Origin of the sequence: Paenibacillus sp. 598K (genome assembly GCF_003851045.1) — a bacterium.
Taxonomy (GTDB): Bacteria; Bacillota; Bacilli; order Paenibacillales; family Paenibacillaceae; genus Paenibacillus_D.
In genome coordinates, this window is sequence record NZ_BFBX01000016.1 from 144,152 (window position 1) to 159,959 (window position 15,808).

At 57.0% G+C, this 15,808-nt stretch carries 15 protein-coding genes; all 15 read right to left on the reverse strand.

Going from position 1 to position 15,808, the window contains the following annotated elements:
* Positions 1-31: 31 nt before the first annotated feature.
* Positions 32-1,093 carry a 3-deoxy-7-phosphoheptulonate synthase gene (aroF, locus tag PA598K_RS07370; protein WP_128656313.1) on the reverse strand — a complete coding sequence of 354 codons (1,062 nt, stop codon included), beginning with the start codon at positions 1,091-1,093 and terminating at the stop codon, positions 32-34.
* 171 nt (positions 1,094-1,264) lie between these two features.
* On the reverse strand, positions 1,265-2,215 hold the full coding sequence (locus PA598K_RS07375) for a 4-hydroxy-3-methylbut-2-enyl diphosphate reductase (protein ID WP_128656314.1): 951 nt from the start codon (positions 2,213-2,215) through the stop codon (positions 1,265-1,267).
* A 26-nt stretch (positions 2,216-2,241) separates the two neighbouring features.
* A complete protein-coding gene (locus tag PA598K_RS07380; RefSeq protein WP_128656315.1) occupies positions 2,242-3,756 on the reverse strand; it encodes a sensor histidine kinase in 1,515 nt (504 codons plus the stop codon).
* Between the two features lie 4 nt (positions 3,757-3,760).
* Positions 3,761-4,453 (reverse strand): response regulator transcription factor, encoded by a 693-nt coding sequence (locus tag PA598K_RS07385; RefSeq protein WP_128656316.1) that lies wholly within the window; start codon positions 4,451-4,453, stop codon positions 3,761-3,763.
* Positions 4,454-4,603: 150 nt separating this feature from the next.
* Positions 4,604-6,187: a S1C family serine protease gene (locus PA598K_RS07390; protein WP_128656317.1), complete on the reverse strand. Its 1,584-nt coding sequence runs from the start codon at positions 6,185-6,187 to the stop codon at positions 4,604-4,606.
* Between the two features lie 280 nt (positions 6,188-6,467).
* Positions 6,468-6,911 (reverse strand): hypothetical protein, encoded by a 444-nt coding sequence (locus PA598K_RS07395; RefSeq protein WP_128656318.1) that lies wholly within the window; start codon positions 6,909-6,911, stop codon positions 6,468-6,470.
* Positions 6,912-7,169: 258 nt separating this feature from the next.
* Positions 7,170-7,580 carry a YugN family protein gene (locus PA598K_RS07400; protein WP_128656319.1) on the reverse strand — a complete coding sequence of 137 codons (411 nt, stop codon included), beginning with the start codon at positions 7,578-7,580 and terminating at the stop codon, positions 7,170-7,172.
* A gap of 95 nt (positions 7,581-7,675) precedes the next feature.
* Entirely contained in the window at positions 7,676-8,341 is a 666-nt protein-coding gene (locus PA598K_RS07405; protein ID WP_128656320.1) for a response regulator, read from the reverse strand.
* On the reverse strand, positions 8,334-9,380 hold the full coding sequence (locus PA598K_RS07410) for a HAMP domain-containing sensor histidine kinase (RefSeq protein WP_128656321.1): 1,047 nt from the start codon (positions 9,378-9,380) through the stop codon (positions 8,334-8,336). The genes PA598K_RS07405 and PA598K_RS07410 overlap by 8 nt, the downstream gene beginning before the upstream one ends.
* Before the next feature lie 7 nt (positions 9,381-9,387).
* A complete protein-coding gene (gene liaF / locus PA598K_RS07415) occupies positions 9,388-10,488 on the reverse strand; it encodes a cell wall-active antibiotics response protein LiaF (RefSeq protein WP_221414104.1) in 1,101 nt (366 codons plus the stop codon).
* A 410-nt stretch (positions 10,489-10,898) separates the two neighbouring features.
* Positions 10,899-12,290: a methyl-accepting chemotaxis protein gene (locus tag PA598K_RS07420; protein ID WP_128656322.1), complete on the reverse strand. Its 1,392-nt coding sequence runs from the start codon at positions 12,288-12,290 to the stop codon at positions 10,899-10,901.
* Positions 12,291-12,406: 116 nt separating this feature from the next.
* On the reverse strand, positions 12,407-12,547 hold the full coding sequence (locus tag PA598K_RS36020; RefSeq protein ID WP_185601677.1) for a hypothetical protein: 141 nt from the start codon (positions 12,545-12,547) through the stop codon (positions 12,407-12,409).
* Between the two features lie 68 nt (positions 12,548-12,615).
* Entirely contained in the window at positions 12,616-13,143 is a 528-nt protein-coding gene (locus tag PA598K_RS07425) for an RNA polymerase sigma factor (protein WP_128656323.1), read from the reverse strand.
* Positions 13,144-13,257: 114 nt separating this feature from the next.
* Entirely contained in the window at positions 13,258-13,776 is a 519-nt protein-coding gene (locus PA598K_RS07430; protein ID WP_128656324.1) for a 3D domain-containing protein, read from the reverse strand.
* A gap of 55 nt (positions 13,777-13,831) precedes the next feature.
* Entirely contained in the window at positions 13,832-15,769 is a 1,938-nt protein-coding gene (gene thrS, locus PA598K_RS07435; RefSeq protein WP_128656325.1) for a threonine--tRNA ligase, read from the reverse strand.
* Positions 15,770-15,808 lie beyond the last annotated feature (39 nt).

The window sequence follows — 15,808 nt, forward strand, 5'->3', positions numbered from 1 at the left end:
GATGGTTGGGACGACGTCATGTGAGCTATTTCTATTTTTTCCAGGCAGCAAAAGCTTCGGCAGGCGCCTTCTCGGTGTCGAAGCGACGTCCCACCAGCTCGCCCAGCTTCTCGAGATCCTTGAGCAATGCCGCAAACTGGTCCGGGAACAGCGACTGTACGCCATCGCCGGTCATCGAATTGTCCGGATCGGTATGCATCTCGATGATGAGGCCATTGGCTCCGGCGGCCACCGATGCCTTGGACATCGGCTCGACCAGCTCGCGGCGACCTGTGCCATGGCTCGGATCGGAAATGACCGGCAGATGGCTCAACTGCTGCAGGACCGGGATCGCTGTCAGATCGAGCGTATTGCGCGTGTATTGCTCGAAGGTGCGGATGCCTCGCTCGCATAGCATAACGTTCGGATTTCCACCTGCGAGGATGTACTCCGCCGCATTCAGGAATTCATCGTAGGTGGCGCTGAAACCGCGCTTCAGCAGGACCGGCGTCTGGATCGTGCCAAGCTTGCGCAGCAGATCGAAGTTCTGCATGTTTCGTGTGCCCACCTGAAGGATGTCAGCGTACTCGGCGCACACATCGACGTACTCGGGCGTCATCACCTCGGTGATCGTCAGCAGACCGTGCTTCTCGCCCGCCTCGGCCATCATCGCCAGACCTTCGACGCCGACGCCCTGGAAGCTGTACGGCCCGGTACGTGGCTTGAATGCGCCGCCGCGCAGCACCTGACCGCCTGCGGCCTTAACCAGACGGGCAATCTCGTCGATCTGCTCCGGCGTCTCGACTGCGCACGGCCCGCCCATGACGACCATATGCTGGCCGCCGATCTTGACGCCCTTGATCTCGATGATCGTATCATCAGGGTGGAAATCGCGGCTCGCCAGCTTGTAGGATTTGGAGATCTTGATGACGTTCTCCACATCCTTCATCTGACGGAGATGCTCCGCCAGCGTCGGCTCTGCCTGGCCGATGATGCCGACGACCGTGCGATCCTCGCCGCGCGAGACGTGGGCCTTGACACCTGTTTTTTCGATATAGTCAACGATTTCAACGATTCTTTGTTCCGATACGTTTTTGTTTGTGATGACGATCATGTTTATCTCTCCTTTTCTCGCTTCAACGCTTATCCGCTTTTAAGCTTTGGTGCTTTTATGCTTTTAATCGATAAAGTAAATATACAAGAAAAAAAGCCCCCCGTCAACCTCTGTTTTATCGTGACCAGAGGCGGAAAGGCTTGGGGGGCGTTCAGACTGCCACCTGCCAAATCAGGCGTTGGATTTCTCGCGAATCTTGGGCAGCAGCTTGTTCATATTGATCGTCCGCTTCAGCTCCCAGGTCGCCGGATCGTTCGGATCGTATTGCTCCAGGTAGTTGATCACTTCCTTCGTAATCGGCGTCGGCGTCGACGCGCCGGAAGTGACCGCGACGATCTCGATGCCCTCCAGCCACTCGCGCTTGAGCTCGCTCAGGTCGGAGATGCGATACGCAGTGACGCCGCCGATCTCTTCGGACACTTGGGCCAGTCGATTCGAGTTGTTGCTGCGCGGGTCGCCGACGACGATGCACAGCTGGGCCTCGCTCACCTGCTCGGCAACCGCCTCCTGACGGACCTGGGTAGCCAGACAGATTTCATTGTGCACCTCGGCTGTCGGGAATACCTCCAGCAGCCGCTTGATCAGATGCTTGACATCCCACTGGGACATCGTCGTCTGGTTCGTGATGATGATCCGGTCTGTCGACAGCTGCAGCTGCTCGACATCCTCCAGACGCTCAATCAGATGGACGCGCTCCGGCGCGACGCCGATCGCGCCCTCCGGCTCGGGATGACCCCGCTTGCCGAGATACAGGATCTCGTAGCCTTCCGTTGTCTTCTCGCGGATCAGATCATGCGTGCGAGTGACATCGGGACAGGTCGCGTCGACGATCGTCAGCCCCTTCGCGCGGGCGCGCTCGCGCACTTCCGGCGAGACGCCGTGCGCCGTGAAGATGACGGTGCCTTTCTCGACCTGCTCGAGGATCTCCAGCCGGTTCTCCCCGTCCAGCGTGATGATGCCCTCCTGATCGAAGGACTCCGTGACATGCCGGTTGTGGACGATCATGCCCAAAATATAAATCGGTCGCGGCAAATCCAGGTTTTTGGCCGTCTGCATAGCCAGCACCATGGCATCGACGACACCGTAGCAATAACCTCTTGGCGATATCTTTAGTACCTTCACTGTGATTGCACCTGCTTTCTGACCGGTTAATCCTGCTCCCGGCCGCTGTCTTCTATTATATCGGAATCCGGCGGCCCTGCATAGGCGATCGGCAGCCAGATGACGAACGTCGTACCTTCGCCGAGGCGTGTCTTCACCTCGATCGATCCGCCATGCTCATCGATGATCCACTTGGCAATCGACAGTCCCAGACCAGTGCCAGCCGTCTTGCCGCGCGATTCATCTGCCCGGTAGAACCGTTCGAAGATATGCGGAACCTCTTCTTTGTCCAGCCCGATGCCGGTATCCTTGACGATCAGACCGGCTTGGTCGCTGACGCGGATCGCCTGTAGTTCGACATAGCCCTCCGGCGTGTACTTAAAGGCATTTTCGATGAAGATGAAAATTAACTGACGCAAGTAATCCTCATTGCCATGGACGTGGATATCCGTAAATGTCGCGAGGCTCTCGTCCAGTCGAAGCTCAACTGTCCGCGGCAGCAATTGGGCGCGTCGGGCCACCTCCTCCACAACCGGCAGCAAGGCGACCTCGGTCTTGTCCATCTGGTATCCGGCATCCGCGCGCGCGAGCGACAGCAAGTCGCTGACGAGACGCGACATCCGCTTCGCTTCGTCGGAGATGTCGCGCATCGCTTCCATCGACAACGCCGCGCGTTCGGCGTCGATATGGATATAGGACTCACGCGCATCCCCCGGCGCTTGCAGCTGCGGCGCCCACATCTTCTCAAGCAGATCGATATTGCCGCGGATCGTCGTCAGCGGCGTCCGCAGCTCATGCGAAGCATCGCTGACGAAGCGACGCTGCGTCTTGTACGCGCCGTCCAGCTCATTGTACGTAATCTCCAGCCGCTCCAGCATGCCATTCAGCGTATCGGTCAGCCGCCCCATCTCGTCATTGGGCCCTTCTCTAGGGATGCGCAGAGCCAGGCTCGAGCCATTCTCGATCTGAGCGGCTGCCCGGATAACATTGTCGATCGGCTTGAGCGCCTTCCTCGCCAGGAACAATCCCGTCGTGAAAGCGGCCAGCACCAGGAACAACGACGAGAGCGTGAGGATCGTCTGCACGTTGCGCAGTAGCGTCTCCTCGCGCTCCGTCATGGCCGCCACCTGGAGCAGGCCTACGAGCGTGCCGTCACGCAGGATCAGCGGATACTCATAGACGAGGAAGGGGAAGTTCTCGAGCCGGATCGTACGGAACACGCCCTCCCGATTTTGGATGCTTGTCGGCTCGGGGTAGGGGAATGTGATGCTCTCGAGCAGATTCCTCGTCCGGAAGCTCTGTGCCGGATTCGTATAGTTGACCACCTGGATGAAATATTCGTTCAGCTGAATCGTCGAGCGCTGACTAATATTCAGCTTGAATTTCTCGATAAAATCATAGCTCGGCTCAATGTAGATCGTATTGGCCTGCTGAATCATCCGGCTCTTCAAGCCATCATACGTATAGTAATTGACGAAAAGGTAAATCGAAACGCCGAACACCATCAGGGTGATTGCTAGCAATCCGGAATACCATAACGTCAGCCGCAACCGGATGGACATGCTCCTAGCCTCCTTCTCCTTTCAACACGTAGCCCGTGCCCCGCACGGTCTGGATGAGCCGCTTGGCGCCGCCGTCCTCGGTCTTCTGCCGCAGCATGGCGATATACACCTCGAGGACGTTGGACTCACCGCTGAAGTCATACCCCCAGATCCGCTCCATAATCGTCTCGCGCGTCAGGACACGGCGCGGATTTTGCATAAACAGATGCAGCAGATCGAACTCCTTGGCCGTCAGCTCGACGCTGCGTCCGGAGCGGATCGCCTCGCGCGAGTCGAGATCGAGGATCAGGTCGTCGAAATAAAGCCGGCTTCCCGGCTCCTCCAGCTTGTCCGGCTTGCGGCGCAGCAGCGCTCGCACCCGGGCGAGCAGCTCCTCGAGCGCGAACGGCTTCACCAGATAGTCGTCAGCGCCGAGGTCCAGCCCCCGCACCCGGTCCTGAATATCGTCCTTGGCGGTCAGCATCAGGATCGGCACCGCGCTGCCGCTCTCGCGCACGCGCCGGCACACCTCCCAGCCGTCCACCTGCGGCATCATCACATCGAGCACGAGCAGATCCGGATCATGCGACAGCATCGTCTTCAGCCCCTCCAGGCCATTGCTCGCCGTCGTCACTTCATAGCCCTCAAAGGCCAAGCTGCGTCTAAGCAGCGAAGTAATCTTCTCGTCGTCATCGACGACGATAATATGTGGTCTCACTCGCGTGTCCCCTTTCCTCTATCCTGCGTTTCTCCCGTCTGACTCTCATTATAGCAAGGATTAACAGACGATTCATCTGTTCCGGCTGCTGCAGCTTGACAAGTCAAGAGCGCAGGCCGGCCGTCGGCCGCCTGCGCTCCATGGTGAGGCTTATTGCGTATTTTGCTCGAATTCGTTGCGGTCACCGAGCACGACCTTCAGCTCGAGCGCACGTCCGTCACGGATGACATTCAGCGTAAGCTCGTCGCCGACCTTGCGGCTCTGGATCTGCTTAATCAGCGCATCCGTCGTAGCAACCTCATCGCCGTTAATGCCGGTGATGACGTCGAACTGCCGGAGATCGCCTTGGTACGCCGGAGATCTGTAGTAGACGCGATTGACAAGCGCGCCCTTCGCTTCATCCAGTCCGAGCTCCTTGGCGAAGTCATCGGTTACCGTCTGCAGCTCGGCGCCGATGAACGGGATCGGCTCCTTCGGAATCTCCTGGTTGCTCTTCAGCGTCTCCACGACTTCCTTGATCGTGCTGGTCGGGATCGCGAAGCCGATGCCTTGCGCATCTGTGCTGACGGCGGTATTGATGCCGATCACCTCGCCGCTAGTGTTCAGCAGCGGACCGCCCGAGTTGCCGGGATTGATCGATGCGTCGGTCTGCAGCAGATGCTCGTATTGTCTTACACCCTGCGAGTCCGGGATATTGATCGGCCGTTCCTTGGCGCTCAGCACGCCGACGGTGATCGTATGGTCGAAGCCGTGCGGATTGCCGATCGCAACCACCCAGTCGCCGATACTGATCGCGCTCGAGTCGCCGAGCGGCAAGGTCGGGAACGACTCCTCGCCGGTAATCTTCAATACAGCCAAGTCCAGATCATAGCTGGAGCCAAGCTTCTCGGCCTCGAACTTCTTCGGATAGCCCTGCAGCGTCACCTCGATCTTGGAGGCATCCCCGACGACATGCTCGTTGGTCAAGATATAGCCATCCTCCTCGAAGATGAAGCCGGAGCCGACGCCTGTCGGTACGGTGCTCTCGCCGCCGCCGTTATCAGGCGCAGACTGTCCTCCAAAAAACTGCCAGAACGGATCGAGATTGCGTCCACCTCGGTTGCTGTTCACATTCGTATAGGTCTCGATCTTGACAACAGCCGGGGACGCCTGCTCGAAGATCTGAGCGATATTGTTCGGTCTGGCCGTATCGAGCGCGCTGGAGACGGGAGCGGATGCCGTGCTCTCGCCGGACGCTCCTGTCGTCTGCGCCTTCGAATTGGCTGGCAACAGACCATTTCCAGTGAACCAGTTGTTGTAATCGGCCAGCCCCATCAGTGTGCCTACGACGAGCACCCCGGCCAGGAAGGAAGCGAATATCGCACGGAACGAAGTTCCTCGCTTCTCCTTGACCTGCCAGCCGTTCTTACCTGGCGGCGTCGAGGTTACCGGCGCATAAGGGCGCGGACGCATCGGCGGCGTTATCTGGACATCCGTCTGATGCGAGGCGCCCGCCTCGAGAGGTCTGCGCCCTTCTTCCTGACCATACGCACCGTTCTGCTGCGGAGCTCCTGCATCTCCAGCCTTGAACGGACCATAGGAGTAGTAGTAGGATGGCTTTTGCTCCGTCCGGTCAGCCGTCGGGCCGGACGTCCCTGCGCGCTCCTGATCCCGTTGCTCGTCGCGCTCGCCCTCGGGGCGGTCGCCACGAAAAAAATCATCGTACGACTTTTTGTTGTTGTTGTTGTCTTCCATCGCTGCTTTACCTCCCGTAGCATGGTGTTGAATGATCCCTATCCTCTCAGCGAAAAAATCGCTGTCATTAAGAAAGTTGCATAAGTTTGTCTTGTTGTCTCTATCATGCACATTGTACCTTAAAAGAAGATTAATCGGGGATGAAATTTAGATAATTTTTGTGACGTCGTCTTACATCCCGGTACAATATTACGCGCAGACCTTCCTCCCCAACATAAAAAGCCCCGCATTATGCGGAGCTGTGGTTTTACTGATCATAGCTACTTTATCAAAAAAAATATCACTGAACATGTATCCATGTTACATATGGAACAGTGGAACTGTATTGACTTGAATCATGGCCTTTCACTCTCCAATAAATCGTCCAGTTGTGAGGTAAACTACCCACACCATATGAGTCTATGCCTCCTGGCCCATTATCGCTTGCGGTTTGAGGCGTGTCTATATTAACACCCGGAGGCGCAAATGCAACTTCTAAATCATAGTTTTGTTGCCCTGAGTTAACCAAGATCACTGATAAAACTTTTGCTGATCCCGTTGTGTTTGTCCATCTAAACCAATCAGAATCAGTGGATGTCGTTATATACCCTTGATAAGCCTCAAAAGGATTAACAACATAGGCCGAGTAGGAGTCATCAGCAAACCCTACTGTTGCAAATGCTGATTGAGTGAAAGAGAAGACGAGAACAAGTGACAAGGCAAGCGAGACCATTTTTTTCTTCAATGCGTCCTCCTCCTGAAACTTTATTCGATGCCGGCCAGCTATCTATATCCAATGTTACCACATCGTTCCATTGGTGAGTATGGTACAAAAATACCAGTTAGTTACAGTTAACAAGCGTATTTGTCGGTATGTGTCGAAGTCCCCGCCTAGCAGGGCCTATCCTAAGAACATAGCGTTACGTTTTCCACGTCGCTAAACACTCAAAAGCTCTCTGCACTAACAATGCAGAGAGCTTAATATGCCTTGCGGTTGAAATGTTCAGCGCGTCACCAACCGCTCGACCTCGGCGAGCAGTCGCTTGCCTGCTTCCACCCACTCCGGCTCGATCTCGGCATCGGGATCGATCGGCTGGGAAAACTGGTCGAAGAGCGCGCCGACGATATTCACTCGCGCCTCCTGATCCAGGCCTTCGTTGTACACATGCTTCAGCACATAGGGCTGGCCCATTCGAATCTTCGCATCCTGCGGCGCCTCGATATCCAGATTGCCCTGATAGACCTCGAAGGGCAAGCGCAGCCAAACTTTATGAGCACCGTCCAGATAGCGGTCGAACGAGCCCTGCTTGTAGTCCCACGCGCCGCCGAGCGCGAACTCCAACGGCTCCAGCAGCTGCAGCATCTCGATATATTCATGTTCGGTCGATTCCAGTCGGGACGATAATACGATCATAGCGATTCGTCTCCTTTATAGCCATTTACCATCTAGCGTCCCCGAAGCAGGAGCCAATTATGTATATCTCTGTGAACGGAAGGTCGTCCCTCCGCTCACGCCTTGCCCGCCCACCCCTTGCGGTGCGCGAATACGGCCAACTGGGTCCGGTCCTCGAGCTCGCACTTCATCAGCAGGTTGCTGACATGCGTTTTGACCGTCTTGATGCTGATATGGAGCTCATCGCCGATTTCCTTGTTGGACCTGCCTTCGGCAATAAGCAACAGCACCTCCCGCTCCCGCTCGGTCAGCCCTTCATCGTCTCCTTGGGCTGTGCGCAGGCGCAGGCCGCGCGTCAACGCTTGCGAGACATCGCTGGTCATGACCGGCATGCCTTTGACCGCTCCTGACAGGGCATAGATCAGCTCCTCGGCCGAGACGGTCTTCAGTACATAACTTACCGCTCCCGCTTCGATCGCAGCGACGACCTTCTCATCCTCGAGGAAGCTCGTCAGCATGACGATGCGCAGTCCGGGATCGAGAGTCATGATCTGCCGAGTCGCCTCGACGCCGTCCATGACCGGCATCATCAGGTCCATCAAGATGACATCCGGCCGATCCTCCGGCGCGGTCTGACGCAGCATCTCCAGCGCCTCCCCGCCATTGCCCGCCTCTGCGGTCACCTCGAATCTCGGGTCCAGCATCAGGTAGGTGCGCAATCCCGCCCGCACCATATCGTGATCGTCGACGATCATTATTCGCCACTGCTTGGCCTCACTCATCGTCTTCATGCTCCTTTGGCGTATATTTCGGGATGCTCACACGCACGCGCGTGCCGCCTCCGGTCTTGCTGATGATCTCGGCATCCCCGCCGAGTCGCTGCGCCCGCTCGCTCATCGTCGACAGCCCATACGAGCCGCGCTTCACCTGATCGACGCGGAAGCCCGCCCCGTCGTCCTGGATCGTCAGGATGAGCTGATGCTCCGTCTCCGAGAGGGTTAGCGTCGCCTTGCTCGCCGAGGCATGCTTGACGATATTGGCCATTGCTTCCTGAATGATCAGAAAAAACTGATGCTCCTTGGCCTCCGACAACGGCTCCTCGATGCGCCAGTCCAACACCCCCTGCAGATGGTTCTGTCGGCAGTAATCCGGGAACCATTTGTCCAGCGCCTGCTGCAGCGACTTGCCCTCCAGCTCCATCGGGCGCAATTGGGCGATAAAGCCACGCATCTGCTTTTGAGCGGAGGAGGACATCTCGATGAGCTGCTCCATCAGTTGCTCCGCACGGTCAGAGTTCATCGCCAGCAGCTTCGGCAGCGAAGAGGCCGACATATGGATGGCGAACAGCTGCTGACTGACCGTATCATGCAGGTCCCGTGCCAGCCGCTTGCGCTCCTCCATGACCGCCTCCTCGTTGGAGGCGGCCTCCCGCATCACCTGCTCCTCGCCGATTCGTTGCAAGAGCTGCATGCGCCGCTGCATCGCCGCCACCATCGTATTGAATTCATGGAAGGCAGCTGTGAAGGATCGGGCGCCTTCCTCCGGGATGCGTACCGACAGGTTGCCATTGGCTGCCTGCTTGAGCGCCAGATGCATCGTATCGATCCGGCGCTGCCATCGTTGCGCGGCCCAATAGCCAAGCGCCAAATTGAGCAGGATGAGGATGAGCGGCATCGTCATACGAACCTTCTCAGCTTCGAGACCAGCCCTCGCAGAGAGCATATCCGTCCCGATATACCAGAGCAAGGAGGAGAGTGCGGCAGCGAAGAAGAAAAAAAGGATGAGCTCCCATTTGGAGCTGCGTAGCAGACGCACCATCATGTCCGCCTCACCCGACCTTCGTCACTTTAACATCGCCGATGAAGGTGCTGACGACGAGACGAACCTTTTTATCGCATTCATCGTAGGCTCGGCTCTCTACCCGGGTATTGAGGAAGAAGCCGCTGTCCTTGCGGTCGAGAATCTTCGCATCGCCGATAAAGGCGCTTGAGACGACGTCGATCCCCACCTCCACATCGCTTGGCAAGAAAACTTTGACATCCCCGATAAAAGTCGAAATCGTCAGCTTCGTCTCGCCGTACGGGATCTGCGCCTTCGTCAAGTCCAGCGTCGTATCTCCGATAAAATGCGAGATGTTCATCGGCTTAAGCTCCCAGTAATCCTGTCCGAGGTGGATGTCGCCGATAAAATTCGAGCGTGTCTGCACGTTCGGATCGTTGTTCCACCATTCGACCCGCTCGCGGCCATTATGGCTATGCTTATATTGCGGATCGCCGTAATCCTGCCCTTGGCTCTGTGTCCCGTAAGCCCCGTGGGGACCATGCTGACCGTAAGCATCCTTATGACTGTGAGCCCCATGATGGTCGCGGGAGCCATGTTGTCCCTGGGGGCCGTGCGGACCGTAATGGGGCTGTCCGTTGGCCTCATATCCTGCTTGACCGTAGGGAGCATCCGCGCGGTAGCGGTCGTCATAATCGCGAGCCGGATCATAGGTTCCGTCCGACTTGGTCGGATCGGGGTGCAGCGGCGGCGCTGGCGGGATGGGCGAAGAATCGTTGGGATACGCTTGCCACTCCTCTTCCCGATGCGTCTCTCGCTTCTCCTTGCGCTTGAAGATCATCGACAAGCCGACGCCGATAATAATGAACGGAATCGCATAACGAATCAGATCGCCAAAGGAGAAATTAACGAAGCCCAGATTGTTGCCCAAAAAGTAGAGGCCAATCACAAGCGGAATCGCATATTCCCACGTCGACTTACGATCAAGCAGACCCCCGAGACCGATCACGATCAGAATCATCGGCCAGAACGTGCGGATCAGGTCGCTGATCCCGAACCAGATCAAACCGAGCTGACTCATGAGGAACAGAACGCCCGCGCCTACGACCATCAGTCCAATTATGATGCGCGTGAAAACTCCAGAATGCATCTTCATCACCCCTGTTTGTATACTGCTGTACACCTAGTATAACGGAATGCAGCAAATCGATGTAACGGGCGGCGGGTTGATCCTGCTCTACGTCTATAGACCGAGTCGATGGAAGAGGTTTACAGCCAAAACTATCCAATACACGTCAAAACCTCCCCGCCTGATCTTCAGATCAGAAAAGGAGGTCTGACGTAATCGCCACCCTAGGGCGTGTCTGCAAACTACCTTCGGAGTATGCTGACACACCCTAGGGTGTGTTTACATACTCGGAGGGTAGCAGATTAGGCTGAATTTTCGTTCCATGCAAGGAACTTTTGTGCAGTCGTACCGGGGGTACGGCAAGCAAAAGTGACGCCGCAGGGGGCGGAAAGGCGGCCTAAGATGCCCCTGAGCGGGTTTGTAAACACGCCCTAGCGCCCTACCCGCACATCGATGCCGATTACGCCGATTGGTGTGCCCGAGCCGTCTCGAATCGGTAGAGACAAGGTTATGCAAGCTTGCTTCGTAATCGCCGAAATATAGACGTCCGAGGTAAAGGAGCGGCCAGCCATCGCCGCCTTCCACCACTCGCGCGAACGCGCATTGACCAGCCCCGCTTCGGGCAGCGAGATGATGAACGAGCCGTCTGCCCGGTTGGACCAGACCGCCTCCACATCGGAGGCTCCCAGCATCATTGAGGTCAGCCGCTCCCGATGCTCCGTCTCGTCAAGCGTCGTCAGTCTGGGATCGGCGGCGAGCTGCTGCAGCTTGCTCATCAGTTTGGACACCTCGGTCATCGCATGCTGCGTCTGGCGTTCGACGCCAGCCTTGCCGATCGACCCAGCCAGCTCGTCGGAGGACTTCTGTAACGAACGGTTGACCCGCTCCAGCTTGGCGATCTGGCCACGCTGGATCTCGGTCAGCTCCAATGTCTCGTCGACCCGCTGCAGCGTCCCATTGACTGTCTCCACCACATCGGCCAGCATGCCCGTCGTTTCTGTCGTCAAGGCGCTTTGTCTTGCACTGGCTTCGCTCGTCTGACCGACGAGCGCATCGACCTGGTGGATGCGGCCGACGATCCGATCCATATGGTCCTTGATGATCCCCATTTCCTGAATGCCGCTGGCGACTGCCGACTTCTCTACCTCGACAGAGGCGACGACGCGCTCCACGCCCTGCTCGATCTCCTCGACGATCGATGTCGAGCGCTTCACCGCCTCGCCGCTCTGCTCGGCCAGCTTTTTGATCTCCTGTGCGACAATAGCGAAGCCTCGCCCTGACTCGCCGGCATGCGCAGCTTCGATGGAAGCGTTGAGCGCGAGCAGCGACGTTTGCGAGACGATGCTGTGGATCGAGGCATTGATTTCATGGATGCGCGAGGTCTGCTGGATGAGCTCGCGGATGCTGCTGCTCATCGTTCTATTTTGCTCATAGAGCTCGTTCATCACTTGATCTGTCGTCGTCAGCGCCCGGACAACATCTAGCACGACATCCTTGGTCTGACGACTCTCCATGCTTAGCTGCTGCGAGGTATCGGTGATTTGCTCTGCAGCAGCGGCTACCTCCTGCAGCGAAGAAAAGGTTTCCTCGATGCGTTCGAGGGCATTTTTGCTCTGTTGACGCAGCTTTGCCTCTTGAACAGCCGAACGATCGGCGATCGCAGCGAGCTGCTCCATCGCCAGATGTACCTCCTCTACCACCGCCTGCAGTTGATCCACCGTCACTTGCGATTCGTTGACCAGTTGTACCAACTGCAATTCCTCATGCCGGCCAAGGCGTTCGGAGCCTGCGGTCGATTTAAGCTTCCACCAGGCTTGGGCCATCAATGTTTCCCCTCCATCACTCGACAATAGGTTACAATTATTAACATTATAAAGGAAATTTCTGCATAAGAAAAGAGGGATCTCTTAGACCCCTCTTTTGTAATATTAAGAAACGATTATTTGTTGTTATTTTTGTTCACCTGTTTCGCCGGATTGTTGTTAGCTACATTCGCATTCAATTCCTCGGCATACTCTTCATTCAGTTGATTTTGTTGATTTTGGTTTTGCTGTACTTTGTTCTTGTTGTTTTTGGCCATCGTAATCACCTCCCTGGACTAGTATGGGAGAGTGAACGGCCGATTATGTATGTGGCAGCAAAAGTTAACTATTCGGGATGCGGCGAGCTGATCCAGTTTTTCAGGCGTTCGCGGCTCCGGTGGATGCGCGCCTTGACTGTGCCGATCGGCATATTCATCGCATCGGCAATCTCCTGATCCTTGAACCCGTAATAAAACTTGTAGAGGATCATCGTACGCGAGCGCGGGTCCAGCGCGCCAAGCAGCTCCGAGATCTCAACGATCAACTCGGCCTCGCTCGGCGAAGGCGCCGAATGGACGTCCCACTCCTCGATCCACTGTCCCGCCTCGCGGAAATGGGATTGCTGCCGATTCATATTGGACGCGATATTGGCCGTTATCGTCTTGGCCCACGCCGCCAGCTTGCTCTGCTCGCGCAGCGTATCATGCTTCAGCAATATGCGAACCCAAGCGTCCTGCACTACATCGTACGCATCGGATTTGTTGTGCACTCTGGAATAGGCTACACGGATCATCTGGTTGTACAGATCGCGCAGCAGTTCCTCATGCTCGTCCGCTCCGCCAGTCTCGGCGCCAGGAGATACCCATCTATGCATCGTCTAACCCGCCCCATCAAAGTTCTTTCTTAATGATCCTATTATACCATCAAACGTTGGAAAAAAAAAGAAGATTCACCCCGAAAATTGGCACGGGATAAATCTTCCAGCCTACTACGATTTTAACATGGAGACCGGAATGGTCCGCTCTGTCTCCATAACCCGGTTAATCTCCTTGAGCCAGGCTTCGGTCAGCCGCCCTCGACCTCTATGAATCACTTCGACCGTCACCGTCTTCTTGCCCCATTCCTGATAGACTTGCTTGATCGTGTCAAAGTACAGGTCGATCTTGTTGCCCTTGATCGCAGAGCCTGTATCAGCGACGACGCCGTAGCCATAGCCTGGAATGTGAATGAGACTGCCGATCGGCAATACATCCGGGTCGGCGGCAATCGTCGACACATGGTCGCGACGGACGCGCACGCCGGAGTAAGTGATGCCGTATTGCGGATGGCCTGGCCGCTTGCCGGTGGATTCGTAACCTGCGGTATAGCCAGTCGCAGTCACCTCCAGCGTAGCCACGGGCTGGCTCTGCAATCCGCCGCCTGGCTGCTCCTCTGTCGCAGCCGTCGCAGGGACAGCGAGCGAGCAGAGCAGCAGGATGCCGGCGAATGTCAGCTTTCGCTTGGACATGGTGGTCTTCCCTCCTGCTTCCAAGGTTCCCCCCACGCCGCGATTTCTATTCGCCTTAGACTTTTTTGGTGCGAATTTCCTCAGCCAACTGCTCTGCCAGCTCGACAACCGGACGCGCGCCGATGTCGCCCTCGCCGCGCTTGCGCACCGATACGGAGCGAGCGCTCATCTCCTGCTCGCCGACAATCAGCATGTACGGCACCTTCTCGAGCTGCGCCTCGCGGATCTTGTAGCCCAGCTTCTCGTTGCGCAGATCGCTCTCGGTGCGTACGCCAGCTGCTTGCAGCTGCTCCTGCACTTCGCGCGCATACGCCTCGTAAGCCGTCGATACCGGGATGACGCGGGCTTGCTCCGGCGACAACCAGAGCGGCAGCGCACCGGCGAAGTTCTCCAGCAGGAAGGCGGTCATCCGCTCCATCGTACTGATGATGCCGCGATGGATGACGACCGGACGGTGCTTTTTGCCGTCCTCGCCGATGTACTCCAGCTCGAACCGCTCCGGCAGCAGGAAGTCCAACTGCGCTGTGGAGAGCGTCTCTTCCTTGCCGAGCGCCGTCTTGATCTGCACGTCCAGCTTCGGACCGTAGAAGGCCGCTTCGCCCTCCGCCTCGAAAAACGGCAGCTCCAGCTCCTCCACGACCTCGCGCAGCATGCGCTGCGACATCTCCCACATCTCGTCGTTCTGGAAATATTTCTCGGTATCCTGCGGATCGCGATAGGACAAGCGGAAGCGGTATTGGCTAATGCCGAAGTCCTCGTACACCTGGCGGATCAGCTGAATAACGCGGGCAAACTCCTCCTTGATCTGATCCGGGCGGCAGAAAATATGCGCGTCGTTAAGCGTCATCGCCCGAACGCGATGCAGGCCGGTGAGCGCGCCGGACATCTCGTAGCGATGCATTGTGCCGAGCTCGGCGATCCGCAGCGGCAGGTCGCGATAGCTGCGCATGTCGCTCTTGTAGACCATCATATGATGCGGACAGTTCATCGGCCGCAGCACGAGCTCCTCATTGTCCATCACCATCTTGGGAAACATGTCCTCGGAGTAGTGATCCCAGTGGCCGGATGTTTTGTACAGCTCGACGTTGGCAAGCACCGGCGTATACACATGCTGATAGCCGAGACGCTCCTCCAGATCGACGATATAGCGTTCCATCGTCCGGCGCAGCCGCGCGCCGTTCGGCAGCCAGAGCGGCAGACCCTGTCCCACCTCGCGCGAGAAGCCGAACATTTTCAGCTCGCGGCCAAGCTTGCGGTGATCGCGTTTTTTCGCTTCCTCGAGCAGATGGAGATGCTCGTCGAGCTGCGATTTTTTGGGGAAGGCGGTGCCGTAGATCCGTTGCAGCATCTTGTTCTTCGCATCGCCTCGCCAGTATGCGCCTGCGACGCTCAGCAGCTTGAATGCCTTGATACGGCCGGTGGACGGCAAATGCGGACCGCGGCACAGGTCAAAAAACTCGCCCTGATCATAGATCGTGATGACCGAGTCCTCCGGCAGATCGCGAATCAGCTCCAGCTTCAGGTTATCCTCCAGCTTGGTGAAGATGTCCAGCGCTTCCTGACGCGAGACGACGCGACGGCGAATCGGCAGATCCTCCTTGACGATCCGCTCCATCTCCTTCTCGATCTTGGTCAGATCCTCCGGCGTCAGCGATTGCTCCATATCGATATCATAATAGAATCCATCCTCGATGACCGGTCCGATGCCAAGCTTGATCGATTGATCCTTGAATACGCGCTTGATCGCCTGGGCCATCAAATGCGCGGTGCTGTGGCGATAAACCTCCAGCCCAGCTTCGCTGTCAACGGTAACGATCTCTACCGCGGCATCAGGCGTCAGCGGTTCGTACACATCGACGACCTTGCCATTCAGCTTGCCTGCGATTGCTTGCTTCCTCAGTCCGCTGCTGATCGATGCCGCTACGTCCTCGATCGTACTGCCCGCTTCGTATTCGCGCACGGCGCCGTCCGGCAGCTTGATTTGAATCGACATTTCCTATTGCTCCCTCCAGTAATGAAAGTAATGGCAAGC

Coding starts and splice junctions, on each gene's coding strand:
- aroF (WP_128656313.1), bottom strand. CDS start 1,093: ATGATCGTCATCACAAACAAAAACGTATCGGAACAAAGAATCGTTGAA.
- PA598K_RS07380 (WP_128656315.1), bottom strand. CDS start 3,756: ATGTCCATCCGGTTGCGGCTGACGTTATGGTATTCCGGATTGCTAGCA.
- PA598K_RS07390 (WP_128656317.1), bottom strand. CDS start 6,187: ATGGAAGACAACAACAACAACAAAAAGTCGTACGATGATTTTTTTCGT.
- PA598K_RS07400 (WP_128656319.1), bottom strand. CDS start 7,580: ATGATCGTATTATCGTCCCGACTGGAATCGACCGAACATGAATATATC.
- PA598K_RS07405 (WP_128656320.1), bottom strand. CDS start 8,341: ATGAGTGAGGCCAAGCAGTGGCGAATAATGATCGTCGACGATCACGAT.
- PA598K_RS07410 (WP_128656321.1), bottom strand. CDS start 9,380: ATGATGGTGCGTCTGCTACGCAGCTCCAAATGGGAGCTCATCCTTTTT.
- liaF (WP_221414104.1), bottom strand. CDS start 10,488: ATGCATTCTGGAGTTTTCACGCGCATCATAATTGGACTGATGGTCGTA.
- PA598K_RS07420 (WP_128656322.1), bottom strand. CDS start 12,290: ATGGCCCAAGCCTGGTGGAAGCTTAAATCGACCGCAGGCTCCGAACGC.
- PA598K_RS36020 (WP_185601677.1), bottom strand. CDS start 12,547: ATGGCCAAAAACAACAAGAACAAAGTACAGCAAAACCAAAATCAACAA.
- PA598K_RS07425 (WP_128656323.1), bottom strand. CDS start 13,143: ATGCATAGATGGGTATCTCCTGGCGCCGAGACTGGCGGAGCGGACGAG.
- PA598K_RS07430 (WP_128656324.1), bottom strand. CDS start 13,776: ATGTCCAAGCGAAAGCTGACATTCGCCGGCATCCTGCTGCTCTGCTCG.
- thrS (WP_128656325.1), bottom strand. CDS start 15,769: ATGTCGATTCAAATCAAGCTGCCGGACGGCGCCGTGCGCGAATACGAA.